The organism is Filimonas zeae (assembly GCF_014641615.1).
GTDB classification, from domain to species: domain Bacteria; phylum Bacteroidota; class Bacteroidia; order Chitinophagales; family Chitinophagaceae; genus Filimonas; species Filimonas zeae.
In genome coordinates, this window is record NZ_BMIB01000001.1 from 1,643,675 (window position 1) to 1,669,015 (window position 25,341).

Annotated in this window: 24 protein-coding genes and 1 pseudogene; 16 read left to right on the forward strand and 9 right to left on the reverse strand. The window is 45.0% G+C overall.

The window, feature by feature from the left end; genetic code table 11:
• Positions 1-17: 17 nt before the first annotated feature.
• The 3 genes from IEY13_RS06575 to IEY13_RS06585 are packed head-to-tail and all read left to right on the forward strand — an operon-like array spanning position 18 to position 2,861.
• Positions 18-911, forward strand: a complete 894-nt coding sequence (locus IEY13_RS06575; RefSeq protein WP_229687761.1) for a geranylgeranylglycerol-phosphate geranylgeranyltransferase — start codon at positions 18-20, stop codon at positions 909-911.
• Positions 912-915: 4 nt separating this feature from the next.
• Positions 916-1,506, forward strand: coding sequence for a Maf family protein (locus IEY13_RS06580; protein ID WP_188951133.1), 591 nt, complete (start codon positions 916-918; stop codon positions 1,504-1,506).
• A gap of 44 nt (positions 1,507-1,550) precedes the next feature.
• Positions 1,551-2,861, forward strand: a complete 1,311-nt coding sequence (locus IEY13_RS06585; RefSeq protein WP_229687762.1) for a DUF2851 family protein — start codon at positions 1,551-1,553, stop codon at positions 2,859-2,861.
• Here IEY13_RS06585 and IEY13_RS06590 read toward each other — a convergent pair.
• The gene (locus tag IEY13_RS06590) at positions 2,845-3,249 is read right to left on the reverse strand and encodes an OsmC family protein (RefSeq protein ID WP_188951134.1); all 405 of its coding nucleotides are present in this window, start codon (positions 3,247-3,249) and stop codon (positions 2,845-2,847) included. The genes IEY13_RS06585 and IEY13_RS06590 overlap by 17 nt on opposite strands.
• Positions 3,250-3,295: 46 nt before the next feature.
• Here IEY13_RS06590 and IEY13_RS06595 point away from each other — a divergent pair, with 46 nt between their 5' ends.
• The 5 genes from IEY13_RS06595 (at position 3,296) to IEY13_RS06615 (ending at position 6,442) form a co-directional block, all read left to right on the forward strand.
• The gene (locus IEY13_RS06595; protein WP_188951135.1) at positions 3,296-4,096 is read left to right on the forward strand and encodes a hypothetical protein; all 801 of its coding nucleotides are present in this window, start codon (positions 3,296-3,298) and stop codon (positions 4,094-4,096) included.
• Between the two features lie 16 nt (positions 4,097-4,112).
• Entirely contained in the window at positions 4,113-5,078 is a 966-nt protein-coding gene (gene lipA, locus IEY13_RS06600; protein WP_188951136.1) for a lipoyl synthase, read from the forward strand.
• 42 nt (positions 5,079-5,120) lie between these two features.
• Positions 5,121-5,441: a YtxH domain-containing protein gene (locus IEY13_RS06605; protein WP_188951137.1), complete on the forward strand. Its 321-nt coding sequence runs from the start codon at positions 5,121-5,123 to the stop codon at positions 5,439-5,441.
• Between the two features lie 114 nt (positions 5,442-5,555).
• Entirely contained in the window at positions 5,556-5,957 is a 402-nt protein-coding gene (locus tag IEY13_RS06610; protein ID WP_188951138.1) for a c-type cytochrome, read from the forward strand.
• Positions 5,958-6,022: 65 nt separating this feature from the next.
• Complete coding sequence (locus tag IEY13_RS06615; protein ID WP_188951139.1) at positions 6,023-6,442, forward strand: hypothetical protein; 420 nt, start codon at positions 6,023-6,025, stop codon at positions 6,440-6,442.
• Between the two features lie 50 nt (positions 6,443-6,492).
• Here the strand turns inward: IEY13_RS06615 and IEY13_RS06620 are convergent, their stop codons facing one another.
• The 3 genes from IEY13_RS06620 to accD all read right to left on the reverse strand — a co-directional run bounded on the left by IEY13_RS06620 (position 6,493) and on the right by accD (position 8,945).
• Positions 6,493-7,443, reverse strand: coding sequence for a hypothetical protein (locus IEY13_RS06620; protein ID WP_188951140.1), 951 nt, complete (start codon positions 7,441-7,443; stop codon positions 6,493-6,495).
• Positions 7,444-7,510: 67 nt separating this feature from the next.
• On the reverse strand, positions 7,511-7,948 hold the full coding sequence (gene smpB / locus IEY13_RS06625) for an SsrA-binding protein SmpB (protein WP_188951141.1): 438 nt from the start codon (positions 7,946-7,948) through the stop codon (positions 7,511-7,513).
• A gap of 67 nt (positions 7,949-8,015) precedes the next feature.
• Entirely contained in the window at positions 8,016-8,945 is a 930-nt protein-coding gene (gene accD / locus IEY13_RS06630; RefSeq protein WP_188951142.1) for an acetyl-CoA carboxylase, carboxyltransferase subunit beta, read from the reverse strand.
• Between the two features lie 166 nt (positions 8,946-9,111).
• Here accD and fbaA point away from each other — a divergent pair, with 166 nt between their 5' ends.
• Together fbaA and IEY13_RS06640 are read left to right on the forward strand one after the other, a co-directional pair.
• A complete protein-coding gene (fbaA, locus tag IEY13_RS06635; RefSeq protein WP_188951143.1) occupies positions 9,112-10,179 on the forward strand; it encodes a class II fructose-bisphosphate aldolase in 1,068 nt (355 codons plus the stop codon).
• A gap of 142 nt (positions 10,180-10,321) precedes the next feature.
• Positions 10,322-11,506 carry an acetyl-CoA C-acyltransferase gene (locus tag IEY13_RS06640; RefSeq protein WP_188951144.1) on the forward strand — a complete coding sequence of 395 codons (1,185 nt, stop codon included), beginning with the start codon at positions 10,322-10,324 and terminating at the stop codon, positions 11,504-11,506.
• 270 nt (positions 11,507-11,776) lie between these two features.
• Here the strand turns inward: IEY13_RS06640 and IEY13_RS30410 are convergent, their stop codons facing one another.
• Positions 11,777-11,890, reverse strand: a complete 114-nt coding sequence (locus IEY13_RS30410) for a hypothetical protein (RefSeq protein ID WP_373286921.1) — start codon at positions 11,888-11,890, stop codon at positions 11,777-11,779.
• A 47-nt stretch (positions 11,891-11,937) separates the two neighbouring features.
• A pseudogene (locus IEY13_RS06650) lies at positions 11,938-12,273 on the reverse strand (Crp/Fnr family transcriptional regulator); the annotation flags it as partial.
• Between the two features lie 193 nt (positions 12,274-12,466).
• On the opposite strand from IEY13_RS06650, the gene IEY13_RS06655 reads away from it, so the two are divergent.
• Positions 12,467-14,848, forward strand: coding sequence for an ABC transporter permease (locus tag IEY13_RS06655; protein WP_188951146.1), 2,382 nt, complete (start codon positions 12,467-12,469; stop codon positions 14,846-14,848).
• A 181-nt stretch (positions 14,849-15,029) separates the two neighbouring features.
• Here the strand turns inward: IEY13_RS06655 and ahcY are convergent, their stop codons facing one another.
• Positions 15,030-16,355 (reverse strand): adenosylhomocysteinase, encoded by a 1,326-nt coding sequence (gene ahcY / locus IEY13_RS06660; protein WP_188951147.1) that lies wholly within the window; start codon positions 16,353-16,355, stop codon positions 15,030-15,032.
• Between the two features lie 113 nt (positions 16,356-16,468).
• Here ahcY and IEY13_RS06665 point away from each other — a divergent pair, with 113 nt between their 5' ends.
• From IEY13_RS06665 to IEY13_RS06685, 5 genes are all read left to right on the forward strand, one after another.
• The gene (locus tag IEY13_RS06665; RefSeq protein ID WP_188951148.1) at positions 16,469-16,972 is read left to right on the forward strand and encodes an Lrp/AsnC family transcriptional regulator; all 504 of its coding nucleotides are present in this window, start codon (positions 16,469-16,471) and stop codon (positions 16,970-16,972) included.
• Positions 16,929-18,389, forward strand: coding sequence for a sensor histidine kinase (locus tag IEY13_RS06670; protein ID WP_188951149.1), 1,461 nt, complete (start codon positions 16,929-16,931; stop codon positions 18,387-18,389). Before IEY13_RS06665 ends, IEY13_RS06670 begins: the two co-directional genes overlap by 44 nt.
• An 81-nt stretch (positions 18,390-18,470) precedes the next feature.
• Positions 18,471-19,880: a sialate O-acetylesterase gene (locus tag IEY13_RS06675; protein ID WP_188951150.1), complete on the forward strand. Its 1,410-nt coding sequence runs from the start codon at positions 18,471-18,473 to the stop codon at positions 19,878-19,880.
• Between the two features lie 15 nt (positions 19,881-19,895).
• Positions 19,896-20,183, forward strand: a complete 288-nt coding sequence (locus IEY13_RS06680; RefSeq protein WP_188951151.1) for an Rdx family protein — start codon at positions 19,896-19,898, stop codon at positions 20,181-20,183.
• Between the two features lie 201 nt (positions 20,184-20,384).
• Positions 20,385-22,781 (forward strand): ABC transporter permease, encoded by a 2,397-nt coding sequence (locus tag IEY13_RS06685; RefSeq protein WP_188951152.1) that lies wholly within the window; start codon positions 20,385-20,387, stop codon positions 22,779-22,781.
• 51 nt (positions 22,782-22,832) lie between these two features.
• Here the strand turns inward: IEY13_RS06685 and IEY13_RS06690 are convergent, their stop codons facing one another.
• Positions 22,833-23,885 (reverse strand): TlpA disulfide reductase family protein, encoded by a 1,053-nt coding sequence (locus IEY13_RS06690; protein ID WP_188951153.1) that lies wholly within the window; start codon positions 23,883-23,885, stop codon positions 22,833-22,835.
• 22 nt (positions 23,886-23,907) lie between these two features.
• Positions 23,908-25,338, reverse strand: a complete 1,431-nt coding sequence (locus IEY13_RS06695; protein ID WP_188951154.1) for a RagB/SusD family nutrient uptake outer membrane protein — start codon at positions 25,336-25,338, stop codon at positions 23,908-23,910.
• Positions 25,339-25,341: the final 3 nt, after the last annotated feature.

Consider the following 25,341-nt stretch of genomic DNA (forward strand, 5'->3'; position numbering starts at 1 on the left):
TTGCGTTAACACAGGTTATGTTTAAGTACTGTGTACTAAAGCCTGTGTTTGATCAGGCCGGATTAAAGCCTAATGTAGAAGGTATTTATTTTGTGCTGATTCTGCTTTCTTACGTGCTGATAGCTGCTGCAGGTTACATTATTAATGACTATTTTGATTTGAATATAGACCAGGTAAACAAACCTGATAAAGTTATTATTGACCGCGTAATCCGCCGCAGAAAAGCGCTGGCGCTGCATATTCTGCTGAGTATGCTTGCTATTGGTTTCAGCTTTATTGTAGACCTGCGGGCTGGCAGTAAAATTGCGGGGCTAAGTGCCATAGCATGTGTAATACTGTTATTCTTTTACTCCACCACACTCAAGAAAAAGTTTCTGATAGGTAATGTACTGGTAGCGGCTATTACAGCGTGGTCTATCATTGCGCTTACCTGGTTTGAAGGTAACCAGTTTTTTCTTTCTAAAAGCCGTGCAGGCAATCTGGAAATTGAAAAGATATTCCGGCTTACCGTATTATACACCGGCTTTGCCTTTATTATATCACTGATACGCGAAGTGGTAAAGGATATGGAAGATGTGGAAGGCGATCGTAAATATGGTTGTAAAACCATGCCTATAGTGTGGGGATATAATGCTACCAAGGTATTTGTAATGGTATGGCTGATTGTGCTGATTGCCATGGTGGGTACTACACAGGTATATGTAATACAGTTTGGCTGGTGGATTAGTATTGTATACTCCGTGTTTCTGATTATAGGGCCATTGCTGAACATAAGCCGGAAACTGTTTTCAGCACAATCGCCGGCGCATTACCATAAACTCAGCAGCCTTATTAAACTGGTAATGCTTACGGGTATATTGTCTATGGGTTTCTTTCTTATTTATTCCGATGTAATATGTCGTTATTTTTAACATTATGCAGCAAGAGGTAATACTGGCATCACAATCGCCCCGCAGAAAGCAGTTGCTGGAATGGGCAGAAGTGCCTTTTAAAGTAGTAGTACAATCCACTGACGAGTCTTATCCGGAAGGAATGGCTATTGCAGAGGTGCCTGTGCATATTGCACGTAACAAGGCGCTGGCAGTAAAAGCGCAGTTATGGGGCGGGGCGGCTGTAGAAGCGCCTGCACCAGTGCTGGCTGCTGATACTGTGGTGGTGCTGGGGAAAAAAATAATAGGCAAACCTGCCAGCCGCGAAGAAGCTATTGAAACGCTTACCGACCTTGCCGGACAGCGCCACGAGGTAATTACCGGAGTGGTGCTGCTGTACGGAGAAAAGGAAATTGCTTTTTATGATGTTACCCAGGTAGAGTTTCATTTTCTTACGCAGCAAGAGATTGCTTTTTATGTAGATAAATATAAACCATATGATAAGGCTGGTGCCTACGCCATACAGGAATGGATTGGTGTAACGGGTATTAAAAGTATTTCAGGTGACTTTTATAACGTGATGGGGCTGCCGGTAAGCCGTGTGGTAAAGGCCTTAAAAGAGTTGGAAATCTTGTGATTATGAAGCCGGTGGTTTATATTTGAATAAACCACCGATTGCTTATGCTGACTTATGTGCCACAGGCAGCTGTTATTCCTGAAAAATTATTGCAGTTTATCTGGCTGCATCGTTACTTCAATTTCAAATCGGCTTATACTACAGAGGGGGAGAAGATTCACATTCTTCAGCCAGGTATGTTCAACACCAATCAGGGGCCCGATTTTCTGAATGCACGTGTACGTATTGGCAGTAAAATCTGGGCCGGGCATGTAGAAGTACATATACACGCCCGTGATTGGGACAGGCATCATCATTCCGAAGACAGTAATTACGACAATGTTATTCTGCATGTAATATGGCAGCAGGGAACGCCCGCACAGTCTATGGCTAACCGCGCCATACCTGTGCTGGAGCTGCAACCATTGGTATCGGTATTAATGCTGAACGAATACCAGCGGTTAATGGAAGCGCCGGTTACGCCTGCCTGCGGTGCTATGTTGCCGGTACTTTCTGCCCTGGGCTGGACGGCCTGGAAGGAAAGGCTGGCAGTGGAAAGGCTTACCCGCAAATCGGAAGCCATACGCCAGCTGCTGAAAGAAACCAATAACCATTGGGAAGATGTGTTCTGGCGCTTACTGGCCCGTAATTTTGGTATAAAAGTAAACGCGTCATTTTTTGAACAGGTAGCAGAATCACTACCGGTGAACGTGCTGGCTAAACATAAAAGGCAGATTAACCAGCTGGAGGCGCTGCTGCTGGGGCAGGCTAATCTGCTGGAAACGGAAATGACCGGTAGCTACGAAATAATGCTACAGAAAGAATACCGTTATCTGCGCCATAAGTATCAGCTGAAGCCGGTAAAAGCTACTGCCTCCTTTCTCAGAATGCGGCCCGCTGCTTTTCCTACGGTAAGGCTGGCGCAACTGGCTATGCTTATTCATAAAAGTAACCATCTGTTTTCCTGGATACGCGATGCGGCAGCGTTAAGCGAAGTAACGCGTTTGCTGGATATTACTGCCAATGATTACTGGCATTATCATTACCAGTTAGAACAACCGGCAGACTATTTACCTAAAAAGCTGGGGCAGGCCATGGTGTATAACCTGGTAATTAATACGGTAGTGCCTGTATTGTTTGCTTATGGTTTGCATATGAACGATACGGCTATAAAAGAAAGAGCCGTGGCATGGCTGCTGCAAACCCCCAAAGAAAAGAACAGTATTCTGCAGGATTGGCAGCAGCATGGTATTACGGCAGCAAATGCCATGGATTCTCAGGCACTGATTGAATTGAAAAACAATTTCTGCAATGCCAAACGATGCCTGGAATGTGCAGTAGGTAGTGCTTTGTTAAAAACTACCATCCAAAACTGATGCTCTGCACCAGATCGGGATGCAGGGTTTTGGCTACCGGGCAGTGGCGGGCGGCGTTTTCCAGAATGGTTTTGTCTTTATCGCTCAGTTGCAGGCTTGCGGGAAAGGTAAATGCTACCTGTATTTCACCTATCCGGCGCGGATCGGCGGCCATAATTTTGGTAATAGCTATCTGCGTGCCTGCCAGGTCAATCTGCATATCCCGTGCTTTTATGCCCATAATAGTAAGCATACAGCTGCCCAGTGCCGTTGCCACCAGATCGGTAGGGGAAAACCGCTCGCCTTTGCCCTGGTTATCGACGGGTGCATCGGTTTCAATGATGGTTGCACTTTGCAGGTGACGGGCCTCTGTTCTCAGCTCTCCTTTATAAATTATTTCTGAAGTCATTGGACGAAAAATTTGCCTAAATTTACGCTTATCAAATAAATACGTTGTGAAGAAAACCATATTAGTTGCCCTGGCAGGACTTGTAGCGGTAGTCGCATTTGGACAGGATAAAAAGACCCGGAAACAGAAACAGGACGATAGAAAACAACGGATTAACCAGTTGATAAAGCAGGAGGAGGAAGGGGCACTTATCTATCACAAACAAGGTGCATTTGGTATAAAGCTGAATACAGATGGTTACGGTATTTTTTACGAACATGGTAAATACAAAACTATTAACCGCACCGATCTCTGGTGGATGGAACTGGGCGAACACCAGAGCAAAAAGCAGGAAAAAAGGACTAACTCGCTCGGTGGCTACTACATAGGCAACCCCTACGTGTATGGTAAAATCAATAATTTCTATCATTTTAAGCTGGGTTTAGGTCAGCAAAGGCTGATTGGGGGCAAAGGCAACAAAAATGGGGTAGCCGTTTCGGCTATTTACGGCGGCGGTTTATCTGCCGGTATGCTTAAGCCTTATTACCTGAGCGTATATTATTCCAATACAGGCCAGTCTAAAGATATCCGCTATACTGACGATCCGCAGAGTTTTCTCGACCCCTCGGCTATTGACGGGGCGGCAGGCCTTTTTAAAGGTTTTAACAAAATTAAATTTGTGCCCGGTGTACACGCCCGCGCAGCCCTCCGGTTTGATTACGGACGTTTTAATGAGTTGCTGAGCGCCATTGAAGTAGGGGTGAATGCTGAGTATTACACGCAGAATATGCCAATTATGGTGTACGACAGCAATCAGAAGTTTTTCTTCAACGGATATGTTGCCCTGGTGTTTGGTAAGAGAAAGTGATTTAATTTTGTTGATTATGCAGGAATTACCGATAGTTACGAAGACGACGGAGGAAACGATAGTTACGGCGGAGGGAAGGCCTAAAAAACCCAACTGGTTACGTGTAAAACTGCCTATTGGCGAAAGCTACAAACACGTGCGCAACCTGGTTGATACTCACAAACTACATACAATATGCGAAAGCGGTAACTGCCCTAATATGGGCGAATGCTGGGGAGCCGGCACCGCAACGTTTATGATATTAGGTAACACCTGTACGCGCAGCTGCGGTTTTTGTGCGGTTGCTACCGGCAGGCCCGACGCGGTGGATTGGGATGAGCCGCAGCGTGTGGCAGAAGCTATTCACCTGATGAAGGTGAAACACGCGGTTTTAACCAGTGTGGACAGGGATGAACTGAGAGATGGCGGATCTATTATCTGGTACAATACCATTAAAGCGGTAAAATCGCTGAATCCGGATACTACATTGGAAACCCTGGTGCCCGACTTTAAAGGTCAGGTAGAGAATATCCAGCGTATTATTGATGCGGCACCCGAAGTGGTGAGCCATAACATGGAAACTGTGGAAAGGCTTACCCGTCAGGTACGTATTCAGGCTAAGTACAGACGCAGCCTAGAGGTATTGAAAGTGTTAAAAGAAGGTGGTATGCGCACCAAAACCGGCCTTATGCTGGGCCTGGGCGAAACCAAAGAGGAAGTAATACAAACGCTGGAAGACCTGGCAGCCGTGAATGTGGATGTTATTACAATAGGACAATATTTACAACCTACACAGAAACATTTGCCTGTACACCGCTTTGTACACCCGGATGAGTTTGCCGAACTGCGCGAAATTGGCTACCAACTGGGCTTTGATTATGTTGAAAGCGGTCCGCTGGTACGTTCATCTTACCATAGCGAGCGCCACGTATTTGAAGGCTACGGACGTAAAAAATGGATGGAAGAGAAGGAAGCCAAAGAGGCTGGCATCTTTCTTGGATAAAAGATAGGAAACACTATTATTCACTCAATAAAGAAGTTTCCTATGAGCGTACAAAAAGTATTGATCGGTGCCTTGTCTGGCGTAGTGGCTGGTGTAGCCATTGGTTTATTGGTAGCACCTGCAAAAGGTAGCGAAACCCGCACTAAAATTGCTGACTCTGCCGATCAGTTAAAAAGAAAATTCCGTCGTTTAAGAGGCCAGGCTGATGCTGAGCTGGACGAACTGAAAGAAATATTTGAAAGCGAAATAGATGGTTTAAAAGGTGATGTGCGTGAGCGTGTGCTGAAGCTGATTGAAGCCAGCAAAACCAGCTATAAGCATATGAAAGAAGTAAAAGAACAAAACGGAGTAGAGGTAATATAATTGCCACCTTCTCTGTTTCAGATAAAAAGGCCGTTTACCGATGTAAACGGCCTTTTTATTGGGTGCAACCCGGCAAGTACGAAGATTTTACTATTTTCCGTTTAAATTGATGATATGATTAAAACCCACCGTAAAAAAGTGGCGGTTATTGGTGTACTGTGTGCTTCTGTAATTCTGAGCCTGGTAGCCTATAAACCCGTAGAACAACCCCGCAAAAGAAACCTGAAAGTTTTGCCTCAAAACATTAGTCGTGACAGCCTTGACAAAATAATGAAGTCGTACAACGAGGCATTGGGCGTTAAATGCAGCTACTGCCATGCAGAGAACAAAGAAACGGGTAGAATGAGCTTTGGTAGTGATGACAAACACGAAAAGGAAACCACCCGTCATATGATGATGATGACCGATGATATTAATAAGAAATACTTTATGGACGCGGTAGACTCTGCAGATGCAGCGAAGTTTTTACCTAAGGTGAGTTGTATTACCTGCCATAAAGGCCAGACAATTCCATAGCAGAAAATGCCGGTTCCGTAGAAAGACCGGCATTTTTTATAGTAATCAAAATTACATTGATAAACATGAGAACAGCAGTAGGGGTAATTTTAATAGTTATTTCTATTTTATTACTAAAAACCAACCTGGAAGAGCGAAAAATTGCCCGAGAGGGAGAAATAGTAAAAATGACGATTGTGGACCTGCCGGAGTCATGTGCTAGCATAAAAGGAAATTACTTTGTAACCTTTCAGTATCAGCAATTTTTGTTTAAGAAAAGAATACCGGCAGGGTTTTGTAAAAAGCATAAAGTAGGTGAAGTAATGGATGTGCGTTATTCTGATCAGCATTATACTGTGCTGTGGCCTGGTGAAGATGTAAATAAGGGACTTTGGTTTCCGGTATTAGCCGGAGTAACCGGATTGGGAATTATTACCTACGCGTTATTCCGTAAAAGTACAAGCATCGGAAGCGGGAGTAAACAGGGTAAGAACAGCCGTAAATAAAAACTCCCTTACAAACAACTGTAAGGGAGTTTTATATATTGTACGTTCTCTTATTTCTTAGGAGGTTCTTTTACTGCACCGGCACCTCGTTTCAACCGCACAGCCTCGCTTTCCCGGAAGTTGCTGCTCAGGTTTACTTCGTAGCGGTGGTCTTTGTCTGTAATAATCATTAATGCGGCGTTAGGAGGTATGCTGCCCAGGTTCTCGGCAAACATTACTATTTCATTATTAGCCGTAATACTATCTACAAATACGCGGAAGCTGATGGGCTTGCGGGTTTCCAACTGCTGTTTGTGCTGCACCAGTTTGCCGTTATAGAAAACAGAAATGGTATCATTATCAAATTCACCGTTGTCGTACAGGTCAATACGTACCGAATCTTCCGATACATCCAGTTCCTTCACCACTTTTTTAGTACGCATATTCAGCTGAATCAGTGCCTCCCGCTCCAGTTTTAGTACCGGGTTTTCCGGTTGCTTCAGCATGGTATCTTTTTCCAGTTGCTCAATATCGTTTTCTACCAGGGCCTTAAACGGTACTTCTTTCAGCAGTTTGGTAAGCCGTATATTAATAGGAGCACAGGTGTACTTATGGTCTTCATCGCTGTTGAACTGTCCGGTAAGCGTGCTTTCTGCTCTGGATACTTTTAAGGTAAATTCCCCTTCCATGGTACATTCCACCCCCACGGCTGCGTCTACTGTACGGTGGAAGATGATGGGAATGAATTTAATTTTCAGCAATCTTTTATCGGCATTATAAGTGCCTTTGATTTTGTTGCTGAAATAACCGTTGCGGAAAAAATAATTGAATTCTCCGGTAATAACATTACCCTTTTGCTCCAGTAAAAATTCGCAGAGATAGTTACTGGTATTGCCGGTAATATTAACGTTACCTACACCATACCATTTACCTTTAATGCTTTGTGCATGAGCGGATACCGGGGCAAACAGATACATAAGTACCAGCGCCAATGTGCAGAGGCTTTTATACAAACATTTCATGCCGGGGAGATGGTTTTGCCGAATTATTCAAGAATCATGCTAACTAATCATTACCTGTAACAATAACCTACACATAACGCTTCAGTTCCCTGTCGTTGTCCCTTTGCTTAATGGTATCCCGCTTGTCGTACAGCTTTTTACCTTTACCCAAACCAATTTCCACTTTCACCAGGTTTTTCTCGTTTAAAAATACGCGGAGTGGCACAATAGTATACCCCTTCTCCTTCATTTTTAACGTAAGTTTTTTTAATTCCCTTTTGGTTAGCAGCAATTTGCGGTCGTGCACCGCCACGTGGTTATTGGTTGTTCCCAGTTTATACTCTGCAATATATAAACCGCGTACCCAAAGTTCGCCATCATCAAACAGACAGAACGCATCGTTAAAGCTTACTTTTCCTTCTCTTATCGATTTTACCTCAGTACCCAGCAATACCACCCCTGCTACATATTTATCTTCTATGTAGTAGTTGAAGTACGCCTGCCTGTTATTCATTTCTTTAGCCATGTTCTATAAAAAACCATCCCGCCTTTAGGGCGGGAGAGGATGTAATATAATATGTTTTTCCGGCTCACTAGCCTTGGAACAAGGTAATCAGTTGTGCCAGCTTGTCTTTCAGCACTTTCCTGTCTACAATAAAATCCAGAAAACCGTGTTCCAGCAAAAATTCGCTGCGCTGGAAGCCCGGAGGAAGATCTTTTTTAATGGTTTCTTTAATTACACGCGGCCCGGCAAAGCCAATCAGCGCACCTGGCTCGGCAATGTTCAGATCGCCCAGCATTCCAAAACTGGCAGAGATACCGCCAAAAGTAGGATCGGTCATCAGCGAAATGAACGGTAAACCGGCATCGCTTAACTGAGACAGTTTACCCGATGTTTTAGCCAGCTGCATTAAGCTGAAGGCACTTTCCATCATACGGGCACCACCACTTTTAGATATTACCAGGTAAGGCAGTTTGTGTTCAATACAGTAATCCACGGCGCGGGCAAATTTTTCGCCCATTACGCTACCGAGCGATCCACCGATGAATTCAAAATCCATTGCTGCTACCACCAGACCTTTGCCGTTTACGTTACCGGTGGCAACGCGCATACTGTCTTTCAGGTCGGTTTTAGAATGAATTTCGTCCAGCCTTTTCTGGTATGGCTTCAGATCGGTAAATCCTAAAAAGTCTTTGCTGTATATGTTTTCAAACAGAGCGGTGAATTGCTCTTCGTCGAAAATGATTTTAAAGTAGTCTTCACTGCCTATGCGGTGGTGGTAGTTACATTTAGGACAAACGTACAGGCTTTCCTCCAGCTCTGTAGTTGTGCAGATGTAGTTACACTCCGGGCACTTGCTCCACAAACCTTCAGGCGTTTCCTTCTTTTCTGAAGTAGTGGTGGTAATGCCTTTACGTAATCTTCTGAACCATCTTTCCCTGGACTCAGCGGTATCTGGATGGTTTGCGTCGTTATCAGCTTCACCAGCCAGGTTTGATTCAAAATCTTCTTCTTTTTTCATCCGAAATTTTAATTTAAAAAGAGGGTTCGGACAGCAAAAATAAGCAGTTTGCGCTTATACGGTCAAACCTGTGTCATTTATTTGGTTTGAATGTTCGTGTTTTATACGTTTATTTTGCAGCGCCTAGTGTATGTAAGCTTATTCTAAAACTTTAAAATTTTTCAAAATGGCCAGGTATCGTGCCGGTGTTTTACACGGAGAAGAGTTAACAGCTTTATATGAAGACGCAAAAGCCAACAAATTTGCCCTGCCCGCTGTAAACGTAATTGGAACCAACTCCATTAACGCCGTATTAGAAACTGCTGCTAAAGTACAGTCTCCTGTAATTATACAGTTCAGTAACGGTGGTGCACAGTTTTTTGCCGGTAAAGGCATGCCTAACGACCAGTTGCAGGCGAATATCGCCGGTGCGGTTAGCGGTGCTTTACACGTGCACAACGTAGCTAAATATTATGGTGTACCTGTAGTACTGCATACCGACCATGCTGCCAAAAAATGGTTACCATGGATTGATGGCCTGCTTACTGCCGGTGAAGATTATAAAGCTAAAAACGGCCAGCCCCTGTTCAGCTCGCACATGTTAGACCTGAGCGAAGAACCACTGCACGAGAACATTGAAATCTCTGTAGAATACTTCAAAAGAATGGCTAAGCTGGGTATGAGCATTGAAGTAGAGCTGGGTGTAACCGGTGGTGAAGAAGATGGTGTTGACAACTCTGGTGTTGAAAACTCTAAATTATATACACAGCCTTCTGAAGTAGCTGAAACTTACGAAGCACTGGGTAAAGTTAGCCCGCTGTTTACTATTGCTGCTTCTTTTGGTAACGTACACGGCGTATACAGCCCCGGTAACGTGGAACTGCGTCCTGATATTCTGAAAAACAGCCAGACTTACATTCAGGAGCATTTTAAAACCGGCGATAAGCCAGTTAGCTTCGTATTCCATGGCGGTAGCGGCTCTGCAAAAAGCCAGATTACCGAAACACTGGACTACGGTGTAATTAAAATGAACATTGATACCGATATGCAGTGGGCTTTCTGGGAAGGCGTACTGGGCTTTTATAAAAAGAATGAAGCTTATCTGCAGGGCCAGCTGGGTAACCCTGAAGGTGCAGAGAAGCCTAACAAGAAATTTTACGATCCGCGCGTGTGGCTGAGAAAAGGGGAAGAAACTTTTGTGAAGCGCCTTGAAGAAGCTTTTGCCGATCTGAATTGTATTGGTAAAAACAAATAAGCCTTTAACTCCATGGTTGACAACAACTGTGGTTGGTTGAAAGTTCTCAATAGTAAGAATGGCGCCTGTCGTTTCCACGACAGGCGCTTTCTTTTATATCCAATTGCTAACAATTGTTATCTTTATGAAAATCGATTGACATATGGATAAAAGAACGGTATATGTGGTTGCAGCAGTGCGTACACCTATGGGAAGCTTTGGCGGAGCGCTGAAAGATTTTTCGGCCACCCAGCTGGGGGCGGTAGCCATTAAAGCCGCCGTAGAAAAAGCCGGCCTGAAACCTGAACAGGTAGAAGAGGTGCTGATGGGTTGTGTGTTACAGGCTAACCTGGGCCAGGCGCCTGCGCGGCAGGCAGCTATATTTGCAGGGTTACCTGCTTCTGTAGTGTGCACTACCGTAAATAAAGTATGCGCCAGTGGTATGAAAGCTATTGCGCAGGGCGCACAAAGCATATTACTGGGCGATGCAGATATAGTAGTGGCCGGTGGTATGGAAAGCATGAGCAACGTACCTTATTACTCAGCCAATACCCGCTGGGGCAACAAATACGGCGATATCAGTCTTGCAGATGGTTTAGCCAAAGACGGTCTTACCGATGTGTATCATAAATATGCGATGGGCAATGCGGCCGAACTTTGCGCCACAGAATGCCATTTTTCACGGGAAGACCAGGATGCGTTTGCCATTGAAAGCTATAAACGCAGCCAGGCTGCCTGGGAGGGCGGTAAATTTGCTGCTGAAGTAGTGCCCGTGCCTATTCCGCAACGCAAAGGCGATCCGGTATTGTTTAGCCGCGACGAAGAACCCTTTAATGTAAAATTTGATAAGATACCCGAGCTGAAGCCTGCTTTTGTAAAAGACGGCACCGTAACCGCTGCCAATGCCAGTACCATGAATGATGGTGCAGCAGCCCTGGTACTGATGAGTAAGGAGAAGGCAGAAGAGTTGGGTATACAACCATTGGCGGTTATACGCAGTTATGCAGATGCGGAACAGGCGCCGGAATGGTTTACCACTACACCCTCACTGGCAGTACCTAAGGCAGTTGCCAAAGCAGGATTGCAGTTAAATGATATAGATTATTTTGAGTTAAACGAAGCCTTTTCTGTAGTGGGCCTGGCTAATATTCAGAAGATGGGGCTGGACGCAGCCAAAGTAAATGCACACGGTGGTGCGGTGGCGCTGGGGCACCCGTTGGGTGCCAGCGGGGCACGTATTATTGTAACGCTAATACATGTATTAAAGCAAAACGGTGGTAAAACCGGTGCTGCCGGTATTTGCAATGGTGGTGGTGGCGCCAGTGCTATGGTGGTGGCATTGCCCTAAGCATAATAAAGGCAGTGTTATCGTTGAGCCACACGCTTACCGGTTGAATAATAAAAGTAGCAGGCAGCGGCCTTCATGGGCTTACCTGCTGCTTTGTTGTTTAATGGCTTAAAGCAGGCTGCATGTGTGTGGAAACGCCAATTCTGTTCCAGGCGTTGATGATAATAGCCGCCACTATTACATCAGCAGTACGCTTTTCTCCTAATACGGTTATTGCTTTATCATACGTAGCATCAGATACCTGTTGGTGAATCAGGGTTACCTCCTCTGTTAAGGCAAGTATAGCCTGCTCTTCTTCTGTAAAAAGGGCGTTTCCCGCCAGGGGCTCAGCGTGTACAGGCGCTGTTCCGTTTCGCCGTATTTTCTGGCATCTTTTGCATGCATATCCAGGCAGTAGGCGCAAGCTGTGGTATATCTTTAAACAGCGCTTCTTCCCGGCTCTTATCAATGGCAATAATTTCAGAAGGCTCTACAGTTTGTATAAAAAACTGCGAAGGGGTTTGCAATAGCAGGCTCATATGATCCGCCAACCACCAGTTTTCCAGTGCAAACTGGGTAATATGTTCTGCCTCTGTATCTTCCTGCAAAAAGTACATACGTAAACAGCCTTTTGCTACAAAATAGTGCGCCTGGCATATGTGCCCTGCACGTAACAAAATGGCTTTTTTATCCGCCTCTATCAGGCGCAAATGAGGCAATAGCAACGGCACCTCCTCGTCAGAAAGTGGTACGTATTGGCGGATATGTTTAACCAGTGCCTGATGCATACATGCAAGGTGGCCAATATCCGCAAATATTCTGTAACCGTACAATTTTATGTATCGTTACCGTACAGCAGGGTAATGTGTTAGTTTGCAGGTGGTTGATAATCAGTTTTTTGCAGTCTGGCATTATATGGGTTTGCAACTATGGGCATCTATGCCCTGTAATGGAAGCTCAATACCCGCTAAAACTTAAACCATGCTCAAAAACTATCTGAAAATTGCCTGGCGTAATCTGAGTAAACATAAGGCGTTTACACTGATTAATATTCTGGGCCTGGCAGTAGGTATGACTGCCTGCTTTCTCATTTTTCTGTATGTAAGCTTTGAGTTGAGTTACGATCAGTTTCATACAAAAGGCGATCGTGTTTACCGGTTATCGTGCGATATTAAAACTCCCTCTGAAACTATAAAGTCAGGTGTTTCTTCCTGGGCTTTCGGGCCTAACCTGAAAAACGAATTTCCGGAAATTGAAACTTATACCAGAGTGGCATACGATGGTATGCTGGTGAAGAAAGGCGATATTAAATATCAGGAAGAGGGTACCATGTTTGCGGATTCCACTTTCTTTAAAGTGTTTGATTATAAACTGGTAAAAGGCAATGCGGAAACGGCTTTAAAAGAACCGCTGAGTGTTGTGTTTACTGAAACTGCCGCCCGCAAATATTTTGGAAATGAAAACCCTATAGGCCAGACGGTACAGATGACTGGTGATTTGTTGCCTGCTAAGGTTACCGGTGTGGTAAAAGACTTTCCGGCTAACACACTGCTGAAAGCAGAGATGATTGTTTCTATGTCTACCTATCCGCAGGCATTTCACCGGCAGCTTGATGAACAGTGGGGCAACTTTGGCGCTATCACGTATCTGTTGCTGAAACCCGGTACAGACCAGGCCGCTTTGAACAGCAAGTTCCCTTCATTTTTAGAGCGGCGGGTGGGCGAGCAGATGCGTGTGGGAAAGATGTTTTTTATTTTTTCTCTGGAACCTATGAAAGATTTGTATCTGCACGCTACGCGGGATGGACTGGAACGCGGAAGCATGAACAATGTATATGTATTCTCTATCATAGCTGTTTTTATACTGTTGATTGCCTGTATCAATTTTGTAAACCTTACCACAGCGCGTGCAGCAGAAAGGGCTAAGGAAGTAGGCATACGTAAAGTAGCAGGGGCACAGCAGCAGCAACTGGCTTTACAGTTTTTAGGCGAATCGTTGTTGCTATGTCTGGCCGGGTGTGTACTGGCAATAGCATTGTCTTCCTTACTAATGCCGTTGTTTAATCAGCTGGCAGGCAAAACGGTAAGCCCGGGTATATGGCATAATGGAAAGGCGTTGTTATGTCTGGTGCTTACGTCATTGGTAATAGGGTTGCTGGCTGGTTTTTATCCGGCAGCAGTGTTGTCTAATTTTCAGCCGATTACTGTACTCAAAGGGCGTTTTAGCACTGGTATGAAAGGTGTTGCCCTGCGGAAGGGGCTGGTACTGGCACAGTTTACCATTTCTATCTCTCTTATAATAGCCACTATTATAGTATATCGTCAGATGCATTTTATGCGCAGCCACGATCTGGGTTTTAATCAGGATCAGGTGCTGGTAGTAGAAACCAGTGGCGATCCGGCGCAGGAACTTTTTAAAAAAGAAATAGCCGGGTTGGCAGGGGTGCAGTCGGTAGCTGTATCATCCTCTGTGCCAGGAGGCGGTAATGCCGGGGCTTACTCTGAAATACAGAATAAACAGGGCGATTTTCAGGTGGCTAATCTGGATGCTTATTTTGTAGATTTTGATTATATACCGCAGTTTAAAATGAAAATGGTAGCGGGCAGAGCTTTTTCCAAACAGTTTGTTACGGATACTACAGAAGCTATGGTTATTAATGAAGCCACTGCTAAGTTGCTGGGGTTTGCCCGTATGGAAGATGCCATTGGAAAACGTTTTAAACAATGGGGTAGAGAAGGCGCCATTATAGGTGTGGTAAAGAACTTTCATTTCCGGTCTTTGCAGGAAGATATCAAGCCGCTTACTATGAGAATTGAACCCGGAAACTTCAGCATGGTATCCGCAAAAATTGCAGCTGGCGATGCAACAGCCATGGTAAAGGCGCTGGAAAGCAAATGGAACCAGCTGGTGCCCAACCGCCCCTTCCGGTATTTTTTCCTGGATGACTATTTTGATAAGCAATACCGCGGTCAGCAGCGTTTTGGCAATCTGTTCCTCAACTTTGCTATATTGGCTATTTTCATATCCTGCCTGGGGTTACTGGGCCTGGCTTCTTACAGTACCTTACAGCGTACGCGTGAAATTGGGGTGCGCAAAGTAATGGGTGCTTCTGTAACTAGTATCATAAATCTTTTATCGGTTGATTTTCTAAAACTGGTAGTGATAGCATTTGTTATTGCTGTGCCTGTATCCTGGTATTTAATGCACAAATGGTTACAGGATTTCGCATATAAAGCGGCTATCTCGTGGTGGATTTTTGCGGCAGCGGGTGGTATTGCATTATTGACTACCTTAATTACCATCAGCTTTCAGGCAGTTAAAGCAGCCATAGCCAATCCGGTGAGGAGCCTGAGGGCGGAGTAGGGGAGTTGTTAGTTGGAAGTTTGAAGTTGGGAGTTGATAGCTTGAGTTGATGGTTGATAGGTGAGGTGAGAGTCAGCTTTTTGCTGAAAAGGATAAATAAAAAGGGAAGCAGTTGTTTGCAAACTGCTTCCCTTTTTATTATAGTAAGCCAGGAATATAATTCCCAACTTCAAACTCCCAACTAGTATCTGTAATGCTCAGCCTTAAACGGACCATACTGAGGTATACCCAGGTATTCAGCCTGTGCGGTAGTAAGCTCGTCCAGTACCACGCCAATTTTTGCCAGGTGTAAACGGGCTACTTTCTCGTCCAGGTGTTTAGGTAACACATACACTTTGTTCTCGTAGTTTTTGTGGTTAGTCCACAGTTCTATCTGAGCCAGTGTCTGGTTGGTGAAAGAGTTACTCATTACAAAAGATGGGTGACCGGTAGCGCAACCCAGGTTAACCAGGCGGCCTTCAGCCAGGATGATGATGTCTTTACCATCTACATTGTAAATATCCACCTGTGGCTTAATAGTATCTTTGGTATTACCATAGTTTTTGTTCAGCCATGCCATATCAATTTCGATATCAAAGTGGCCGATGTTACAAACGATAGCTTTATCCTTCATCAGTTTAAAGTGCTCGCCGGTAATAATGTCGCGGCAACCGGTAGTAGTAACTACAATATCGGCTTCTTTAACAGCATCCACCATTTTCTTCACTTCAAAACCGTCCATAGCTGCCTGTAAAGCACAGATGGGATCAATTTCAGTAACAATTACGCGGCAACCTGCACCTTGTAAAGAAGCGGCAGAACCTTTACCCACATCACCGTAACCGGCAACAGCTGCTACTTTACCAGCCATCATTACGTCGGTAGCGCGGCGGATAGAATCCACCAGCGATTCTTTACAACCGTATTTATTATCAAATTTGCTCTTGGTAACAGAGTCGTTTACGTTAATGGCAGGAATAGGTAAAGTACCTTTTGCCATTCTTTCGTATAAGCGGTGTACACCGGTAGTGGTTTCTTCGCTTAAGCCTTTAATATTCTGAATCAGCTCAGGATATTTGTCGAAAACGATGTTGGTTAAGTCGCCACCATCATCCAGAATCATGTTCAATGGCTTGTCTGTACCGCCAAAGAACAGGGTTTGTTCAATACACCAATCTGCTTCTTCCTGTGTTTGTCCTTTCCAGGCAAAAACACCAATACCTGCAGCAGCAATAGCAGCAGCAGCATGATCCTGTGTAGAGAAGATATTACAAGAGCTCCAGCGTACTTCAGCACCCAGGGCAATCAGGGTTTCAATCAGTACAGCGGTTTGAATAGTCATGTGTAAACAGCCGGCAACACGGGCACCTTTCAGAGGTTGGGAAGCGCCATATTCTGCACGCAGGGACATAAGGCCCGGCATTTCAGCCTCAGCCAGCCTGATCTCTTTACGACCCCATTCAGCCAGGCTGATGTCGGCCACCTTATAGGGAAGGCTCAGGTCAATCTTTTGTACGCTTGTAGACATAATTATGTATTTATGCCGCAAATGTACACAAGCAGGATAAAATAAGGAACATAACTGCAAAAACAGGAGAAAAGAATAAAAAAGCGTTGCTTTGCAGAACAAATTCAGGATAAATGGCGGCTAAAGAAGTTGAAAAAGAACAAAATGCTATGCCCTTTCCGGCACTGGATGCCAAAGACATGGCTATTCTGAAATTACTGCAGCAGAATGCACGCATTACCGTGCGGGAAATAGCCGAACAGGTACACCTGAGCACCACCCCGGTACACGAACGCATCCGCCGTATGGAAGAAACGGGGGTAATTAAGCAATATGCCACCCTGGTAGACCATGCCAAGGTTAAAAAAGGCCTTATGGTTATCTGTTATGTATCGCTGAAGCAGCATAACCGCCGCGCCGGGGCCCGGTTTATTAAAGACATTCAGGAGATGCAGGAGGTAATAGAATGTTATAATATTTCGGGCGAGTTTGATTTTATGCTGAAGGTGGTAGCCGAAAATATGGATGCCTATTACGATTTTCATGTAAACAAACTGAGCCAGGTAGATAATATGGGCCATTTGCAAAGCGTGTTTGTTATGGGCATTATTAAACAAACGCACCAGCTGGTACATTAGTGAATATGGCCGTAATACGTGTTATCAGTACATTTGCAAAGCCATGACCAACCTGCGTGCAATTTTTCATTCTATAGGAGCCCTCACCGCAAAATTCCTGCACATAGGCGTTCGTCCGGAAATGTCTTTTTTTGAAAAGCAGAAGATTCATTTACTGAATATTATGATTCTTCCTTCGGTGCTGCCCATTACTTTTTTTGCACTGCTGAATCTGGCGGAACGGCCGGGTTTGTCCATCCTCAACATGGCCAATGTAATCTGTTATCTGGCGGTAATTATTCTTAACCTTAAAGGGCGTTATCTGCAATGGCGGTTAATTTTTATAGCAACCAGTGCGGTTATCTTTTTTCTGGAGGCATTGTTTTTTCACAACGGAATGGAGTTTGCCCTGCTGCTCACCGTTATCTGTAGCCTGGTACTGGTAGATAAGGGATGGCAGTACCTGTTAATTCTATTGGGCGTAACGGCTGCTTTTTGTTACCTGCAATACCGGGAAAATATGCAGGTACACAAGGATAAAGCAATGGTATTAAGAGTGGTAAGTACTATTGCCAACTGTCTGTTGCTGTTAACCGCAGGCCTGTATTATTTCAGGGGCATTTATCTCAAATACCACAAGCAGGTAGAAGCACATAAAAAGCTGCTGGAACAGCAGCAGGTGCTATTACTGGTTCAGAAGCAGGAGTTGGAACAGAATAATAAAGATCTGAAACTACTGAGCGAATCGCGCCAGAAAATCCTTTTTACCCTTGCGCACGATCTGCGTAATCCGCTCAGCGGCATTGAAGCACTTACCAATACCATGCTGGAGGGCGGGGTAGCGGATGAGCAGGAGCGTAACGATCTGCTATCCGTAATAGCCTCCACCGCCAACCGGTCGTTAAAACAAATGCAGGAGTTACTGAATGCACACCAGTATGCTGAGCCGAAACGGGTAGCCGAAAAGGCAGCGGTAGATGTGGGTGAACTGTTACAACTGGTGGTAGTACCACTACAGCACAAAGCAGCAGAAAAAGCCATTACTATCCGTTATCAATTGCCCCAGGCTGGTACCGGTGTGTACGCCAACAAGTGGCAGCTGATACGGGTAATGGAAAACCTGCTGTCAAATGCCATCAAGTTCAGCTTTCCCGGAGGTATGGTGGTGGTAGGAGCAGAACAGACACCAGGTTGGATTACTTTATCGGTAACGGACAAGGGCATCGGTATTCCTGCTGAAAAGCAGCCTTATATATTCGACAACGTGCACCGTGTGCAACAAACCGGCACTGGTGGTGAGCAGTCATTTGGTCTGGGCCTGGCTATCTGCAGGCAAATAGTAGAGGCACATGGCGGTTCTATTGCTTTCCGGTCGCTGGCAGAAGAAGGTACCGTATTCTGGGTAAAGTTGCCCGATGCTGCCAATGTTGCTGATTGAGTATAGTGGATTGCTAAAATAATATCATACAGATTGGCTAATCCATAGTAGATTGGCTTTTTGTTAGTGTAACCAATATATATGAAAAGGATTTTGCTTTGCCTTATGGCCGGAATGCTGGCCAATACCTTGTATGCGGAGGTTCGCCTTCCCGCCCTTATATCCAGTAACATGGTACTGCAACAACAGAGTAATGCACATTTATGGGGGTGGGCAAACCCTACCGATAAAGTGTATGTTACCACCTCCTGGAATAACCGGAAAGACTCTGCCATAGCCAGCCGGGATGCCAAATGGTCTATAGCCATACCTACACCTGTGGCTGGTGGCCCTTATACCATTACCATTCAGGCGGGCAATACCATAGAACTGCAAAACATTATGATTGGCGAGGTATGGGTTTGCTCCGGCCAGTCGAATATGGAAATGAGTGCTTCCTGGGGGCCAGACGCCCTGCCGGAGATCAATGCTGAATTACCCACTGCCGCCAATAGCAAAATCCGCTTTTTTCAGTCGCCCCGTGCCACGGCAGCTTATCCGCAGGATAACATTACCGGCAGCTGGAAAGAGTGTGATGAGGCCACGTTGAAAAACTTCAGTGCTACCGGCTATTTCTTTGGTAAAATGTTGCACCAGAAACTGAATGTTCCGGTGGGGCTTATTAACGTAAGCTGGGGAGGCACCTCTGCCGATGTGTGGACGCCTGCTGAACTGGTACAGAACAATCCCGATCTGGATGCTGCCAATAAAAGACTGCAGCAGCACCCGTGGTGGCCCGTAACACCAGGTGCCTGTTATAATGCCATGATTGCCCCGTTACTGCAAATGGATATTGCCGGTGTAATCTGGTACCAGGGCGAAGGGAATGTTGATGCCAGGGGCGATTACCACCAATTGTTTGCTACTATGATTAACAGCTGGCGCAGGGCATGGAATAAACAGTTTCCTTTTTATTATGTACAAATAGCGCCTTTTAATTACGGCGGTAAAGAAGCCGCAGCATTATTGCGCGAGCAGCAGGCAGCAACCTTATCGCTGCCGGGTGTAGGCATGGTGGTTACTACCGATCTGGTAGATACGGTTACCGATATACACCCCAAACAAAAACGCGCGGTAGGCAACCGGTTGGCCGCACTGGCTTTAACAGAAGTGTATCACCAGCAGGCAGGCAACTGTTACAGCCCCGTTTTCAGCAAAGCAGCCGTGGTAAAAGATAAACTGATGGTGTATTTTTCACATGCTGAAAATGGACTTGTAATTAAAGGGGGCGCGGCGAAAGAATGTTATATAGCGGGGGCCGACCGGCGTTTTGTGCGGGCTACCGTAAAGGCAGAAGACGATCATCTTATTGTTTCTGCACCGGGCGTACCGCATCCGGTAGCTTTCCGGTTCGGATTCAGCAATGCAGCGGTGGGTAATATATTTAATGCAGAAGGCTTACCTGTAGTACCTTTCCGTACCGATAACTGGAACAATGCCATTACGGAATAACACAATCTGTTTAGTATGTCCAAACCTGTAGTTACTATAGAATATTGCCCTAAATGCGGCTGGCTGTTGCGGGCCGCTTATTTAGCCCAGGAGTTGTTAACCACCTTTCAGGAAGAACTGGGTGGGGTGCTGATAAAGCCTGCTGAAATCAACGGACGGTTTTCTATTACGGTGGATGATCAGCTGGTATTCGATCGCAAACAGCAAGGGCGTTTTCCGGAAACCAAAGAGTTAAAGCAGCTGGTACGCGATGTTGCCTGCCCCGATAAACCACTGGGGCATTCGGACAAACCCGGTGCATAGTATTGTTTTAAGAGGCTAATGCCTGTTGCCGCCGTTCCGGCTAAGGCAGGCATCAGGTCAATACCGTACAAAAACTGTCCGTTTTCGTACACCTGCGTATTGCTGCCACCTTCATAACGCTTACTAATAAACAGTTGCTACCCTGGCATATCTGTTGGGGCAAGTATTACTGTTGTAGTAATCATCTTTACAATAAGCGTTATGTTCAGAAATTATGTTCTCATTGCTTTCCGCCATTTTGCAAAGCATAAGCTGTTTTCTGCCATTAATATATTATGCCTTTCCATTGGCATAACCTTTTCCATCATTATCGGCGCATACGTGCTGAATCAGCAGGGGGTAAACAGTAAGCTGCGCCATGCCGATCGTCAGTTTTACATTAAAACCGCCTGGAAGGAAAAAGATCTGGGTTCCGAAATAGTAACCATTTCACCGTGGGCTAAAGCTATAAAGGAAGCGTATCCACAACTGGTGGCTAACTACTTCCGGTATAATCCTGTTACCAATGTAGTATCCAATGGCGACAAACATTTTAAGGAGAATATTGCTATCTGCGATACCACATTGGTATCTATGTATGGTTTTCCGCTGCTGCATGGCGATAAAAACAATGCTTTTACCAGTAACAACGCTGCGGTAATTACGGCAAAGTTTGCTGAAAAGTTATATGGTACAACCAATGCTATTGGTAAAAGGCTTAGCATTCAAACAACGGTAGCTGGTGTTACCCAGGAATATATGGTATCTGCCGTATTGAAAGATATACCTTATAACACAGTTACGCATCTGATGAGTGAAACCTATAGTGTGTATGTACCTACTACAGGTAACCGGTATTTTGCAATGGGGGATCCTTCTCAGGGCTGGGATGACCTGAACCTGATAAGTTTTATAGAATTACAGCCGGGTGTTCAGGTGAAGGCGGTGAATAAGGCATTGAACCAGCTTCTGAAAAAACATTCATCAGATTTTGTATGGAAAAATTTATGGGCTAACACCGTACCGGTTAAAGATTTTTATCTTACCGATAACAATGGTGCCGTTAAAAAAATGATTACCATTCTGTCTGCAATAGCCGTGTTTATATTGTTAATGGTTATCATCAATTATGTAAACATCAATATAGGCACATCTGTTTCCCGCTTAAAGGAAATTGGCTTGCGTAAAACATTTGGCAGTGCCAGAAAGCAGGTGGTAATGCAGTTTCTGCTGGAAGCACTGATACTTAGCGTTATTGCTGCGGTTTTATCCCTGTTACTTTATCAGCTACTGGCTCCTGTATTTTCAAAGGTGCTCAATACCACGCTTAAACCGGTGTGGCAGTTAACTGTTACCAATATTATGCAGCTGGTGGGGCTTGTGGCAGCTATTGGTTTGCTGGCCGGTATTTATCCGGCATTTGTATTAAGCGGCACCAACCTTATCCGGGCGGTAAAAGGCAAAACGGAGCATGCAAAAGGCGGGCTGGGGCTAAAACGTGCATTGGTGGTGGTGCAGTTTTCGCTGGCCATACTGGTGTTTATTTGCGCGTTAAACCTGTCTAAACAAGTGTCTTACCTGTTTCATAAAGATCTGGGTTATAGTAAGGAGCAATTGCTGGTAGTATCTGCATTTCCTAAACAGTGGGATAGTGCCGGATTACTAAAAATGCAGACTATTAAAAAAGACCTGCTGCAAATACCGGCTGTACAAAACATTTCGTTAGCCTTTGATTTGCCTGAAACCACACCGTTTGGCAGAATAGTATTGTTTCCACCCGGAAGTGCCGGAACTAAAAAGCAACTGAATCTGCCCATTTCCAATGCAGATGAGGATTATGCAAAAGCCTTTGGTATAAAAATGAAAGCAGGTTCTTTCTTCGATGCCAGCGGAGGTGGTATGGTTCTGAATGAGGCCGCTGTTAAGCAACTGGGGCTAAACAATGAAAATGCAGTGGGTACACAAATTAAAACATTAGGTGGGCCGGCTACCATTAGCGGTGTAATTGGAGATTATCATTTTTCGTCCATGCAGGAAAAGATAGGGCCGGTGGGTTTTAGTCATGTAAAATATGGAATGTCATATCGGTTTCTTGTGGTAAAGCTGAACACAGACAATATTGCGCAAACCATGGAGCATATAAAAGCACGCTGGCGTGCCATGTTACCCAATGCGCCTTTTGATTATTCTTTTATGGATGAGAAGTTTGCTGCCATTTATAAATCTGAACTACAGCTAAAAACGGCGGCGGATGTGGCTACCGTACTCAATCTGATAATAGTGCTGCTGGGGGTACTGGGCGTAATGGTATTTACACTCAATAAACGGAAGAAGGAAATTGCCGTAAGGAAAGTATTGGGTGCAGATGTGATAAGCATCATCTCACTTTTTCTGAAAGAATATTCCTGGTTAATCGTTATTGCCAACCTGATAGCCTGGCCGCTTGCTTACATGGCTACAGAACATTTTTTACAAACCTTTGCCTATCGTATTCAGCAAAACATTTTCCCCTACCTGTGGGTATTAATATCTGTAGCTGCTATGGCGTTTACATTAATAAGCGCTTATAGCGCTAAAGCGGCTATTGCTAATCCTGTAAAAAGTTTGAAAGCGGAATAAGAGGGCATTTCCTTGTTTTTATAACATAGAAAATACCCTCTCTTTTATCAATTACATAAGCGGTAACTGCGCCAGCATTTCCTCTAACGCCTTTCCATGAATATTCCTGGCGATGATAGTGCCGGAAGGGTCAAGTAAATAGGTTGTTGGAACGCCATAAATCTGGTAAAGTATTGCAGCGGCATTATCCTTTTGCAGATCGCAAAGCTGTAACCATGGCAGCTGATCGTCGCTGACTGCTTTTAACCAGGCATCACGTTTTGTATCTACAGATACCCCCAGCATGGTGAAGTTTTTACCCTGGTATTTTGCGTACAATTTTACAAGCTCCTTATTAGCGGCGCGGCATGGCTTACACCAGGAAGCCCAGAAATCGAGTAATACATAACGCCCCCGCAGCGAAGACAAGCTGAAGGGCTTTCCGGTGCTATCCGGCTGAAGGAAGTCGGGTGCCGTCATTCCGGGCAATAATCTTCTTTTCTTTTGCAGGGAGGCATAAAGTTCCTGTCCTTTTTTACCGGCCTGCAGTTGTTTGTCCAGTCCATTAAAGAGTACCAGCAAAGAATCGAAAACCGGTAACGTATCCGCATCATTACTCATAAAACGAATGGCGGTAAGACTGATGAGTGAGGCTGGATGCTCTATAACAAATTTCCGGTTAACAGCTGCTGCCTCGTGCTTCAATGTCTGGTAAGGCGATTCGCCTGATTGTATGGATGCCATCAGCCTATTATACTGCCGGAATTCTTCGTTAACCGTGGAGCCGGCTACAATAGCATTTTTTATAGAGTCGCGGCTATTAATGAGCAGTGTACCTGCATCAATATAAAACATCAGCTCATCGTATGGCCATTGTATAGGTTTACCATTTCTGGAAAGAAGGAGGGAAGCCGGTACCGGGTCATCTGTTTTTCCGGTGAACTGGAATACACCCCGTTTCAGCGTAACAGAATCTATATGAGGTGTTTTATTGATGGAGTAGCGCAGATACAATTTCGCGGGAGCTTCCAGCGAGCCTATCTTTCCTTTTAACGTAAAAGTGTGGGGCTGCGCGATACCTGTGATGCACAGTAATAACAGGCAGCCGCTTATCAGAAATCGCATAACTTTCTTTTAATGATGTTTATTAATAGCCTTTGTTCTGGCCCAGCCTGGGGTTAATGGTCACTTCTGTAAGTGGCAGGGGAAGAATGGTGTCATTTAAATTCCATTGTCCGCCTTTCAGGGCAGTGATGCCTGTGGTGCCTGCCATCAGCGCATTCAATGCGCCGGTACGTTTCAAATCAAACCAGCGGTGCCCCCATTCGGTAAATAACTCTACCTGTCGCTCATGCTGAATGGCTTTTAACAAAGAAGCCTTATCCATTGCGCCGTTGTAGTTACCCAAACCTGCCCGGTTGCGGATTTTATCCAGATCATCCACTGCAGTAGCAATACCCTGTTGCGCCAATGCTTCAGCGCGAATCAGGTATTGCTCGGCAAGCCGGAATACCATAAAGTATTCCGTTACAGCTGAACTTCTTTCACTGTTCTTGTATTTGGATGCAAAGCGATAGGTAGTGCCACCTGCGGTGAGGCTGCCTACCCAGCCTGTTTTGCGTGCGTCACCCGCTTCAAAGGCATTAAACAGCCAATCGGTCATACTATTGTGATTAGAAATGCCGGGGGCCATTTTAAGCGTATAATAAAAACCATCCATGGTATTGGTAAAAACAGGGCTGGCACTGGCCAGCTGCCAGATGGCTTCCTGGCTGTTTTTCAAAAACACCGAATTTAATGGTGGCAGGCCATAACCTGTATTGTTAATCAGTGCGGTCGCCTGCAACCCGGCGTTTTTCCAATCGTTCAGATAAAGATATACACGCGCCAGCAGGGCAGTAGCTGCTGCTTTATTGGGCCTTATCTTTTCGCTTGTTGGCAGGTTGGCAGCACTCAGGTATTCATTAGTAAGTAGCTGCTGCGCAGCAAGCAGATCATCTATAATAAATTTATACACTTCTTGTGAAGAGCTGCGCGGGAGTTTGTTGTTGATGGTATAATCAGTGCCCGTAACAATAGGTATGGTACCGTATAAATTCACCGCATAAAAATTAATGAATGCCCGCATAAATCTGGCCTCTCCTTTTAACTGCTGCTGCACGGCGGGTTTTAACGAAGCAGACTTTTCAACACCTTCCAGCGTGGAATTGGCTATATAAATAAACTTGAAGAAGTGTTCCCAGAAATAAGTGCCCGGATTAGAGGAAAGATCATTCTTATAAAACTGAGTAGCCGCTACACCAATAAAATGATTGTGTAACTCATCGGCAGCGGTAGCCATATACTTTCCAATGCTCCAGGTGCCGTCTGATATATTGGCGGGCGAATGCATGGTATTATATAGCCCCGTCATTACAGCGGTAGCGGTTTTATTATCGGAGAACACGGCCGATCCTACCAGGCTGCTGGTAGGTGCCGGCACTTCCACTGCCTGCTTACAGGCTGCAAAACCTATATAGGATAACAGTAGCGTGGCTATTACTGATTTCTTGTTCCGGGTATATGTAAATGCGAACATGGT

Coding starts and splice junctions, on each gene's coding strand:
- IEY13_RS30410 (WP_373286921.1), bottom strand. CDS start 11,890: ATGCATGCAAAAGATGCCAGAAAATACGGCGAAACGGAACAGCGCCTG.
- smpB (WP_188951141.1), bottom strand. CDS start 7,948: ATGGCTAAAGAAATGAATAACAGGCAGGCGTACTTCAACTACTACATA.
- IEY13_RS06605 (WP_188951137.1), top strand. CDS start 5,121: ATGAGCGTACAAAAAGTATTGATCGGTGCCTTGTCTGGCGTAGTGGCT.
- IEY13_RS06585 (WP_229687762.1), top strand. CDS start 1,551: ATGCTGACTTATGTGCCACAGGCAGCTGTTATTCCTGAAAAATTATTG.
- IEY13_RS06640 (WP_188951144.1), top strand. CDS start 10,322: ATGGATAAAAGAACGGTATATGTGGTTGCAGCAGTGCGTACACCTATG.
- fbaA (WP_188951143.1), top strand. CDS start 9,112: ATGGCCAGGTATCGTGCCGGTGTTTTACACGGAGAAGAGTTAACAGCT.
- ahcY (WP_188951147.1), bottom strand. CDS start 16,355: ATGTCTACAAGCGTACAAAAGATTGACCTGAGCCTTCCCTATAAGGTG.
- IEY13_RS06575 (WP_229687761.1), top strand. CDS start 18: ATGTTTAAGTACTGTGTACTAAAGCCTGTGTTTGATCAGGCCGGATTA.
- IEY13_RS06695 (WP_188951154.1), bottom strand. CDS start 25,338: ATGTTCGCATTTACATATACCCGGAACAAGAAATCAGTAATAGCCACG.
- IEY13_RS06620 (WP_188951140.1), bottom strand. CDS start 7,443: ATGAAATGTTTGTATAAAAGCCTCTGCACATTGGCGCTGGTACTTATG.
- IEY13_RS06655 (WP_188951146.1), top strand. CDS start 12,467: ATGCTCAAAAACTATCTGAAAATTGCCTGGCGTAATCTGAGTAAACAT.
- lipA (WP_188951136.1), top strand. CDS start 4,113: ATGCAGGAATTACCGATAGTTACGAAGACGACGGAGGAAACGATAGTT.
- IEY13_RS06580 (WP_188951133.1), top strand. CDS start 916: ATGCAGCAAGAGGTAATACTGGCATCACAATCGCCCCGCAGAAAGCAG.
- IEY13_RS06685 (WP_188951152.1), top strand. CDS start 20,385: ATGTTCAGAAATTATGTTCTCATTGCTTTCCGCCATTTTGCAAAGCAT.
- IEY13_RS06680 (WP_188951151.1), top strand. CDS start 19,896: ATGTCCAAACCTGTAGTTACTATAGAATATTGCCCTAAATGCGGCTGG.
- accD (WP_188951142.1), bottom strand. CDS start 8,945: ATGAAAAAAGAAGAAGATTTTGAATCAAACCTGGCTGGTGAAGCTGAT.
- IEY13_RS06675 (WP_188951150.1), top strand. CDS start 18,471: ATGAAAAGGATTTTGCTTTGCCTTATGGCCGGAATGCTGGCCAATACC.
- IEY13_RS06610 (WP_188951138.1), top strand. CDS start 5,556: ATGATTAAAACCCACCGTAAAAAAGTGGCGGTTATTGGTGTACTGTGT.
- IEY13_RS06690 (WP_188951153.1), bottom strand. CDS start 23,885: ATGCGATTTCTGATAAGCGGCTGCCTGTTATTACTGTGCATCACAGGT.
- IEY13_RS06590 (WP_188951134.1), bottom strand. CDS start 3,249: ATGACTTCAGAAATAATTTATAAAGGAGAGCTGAGAACAGAGGCCCGT.
- IEY13_RS06615 (WP_188951139.1), top strand. CDS start 6,023: ATGAGAACAGCAGTAGGGGTAATTTTAATAGTTATTTCTATTTTATTA.
- IEY13_RS06665 (WP_188951148.1), top strand. CDS start 16,469: ATGGCGGCTAAAGAAGTTGAAAAAGAACAAAATGCTATGCCCTTTCCG.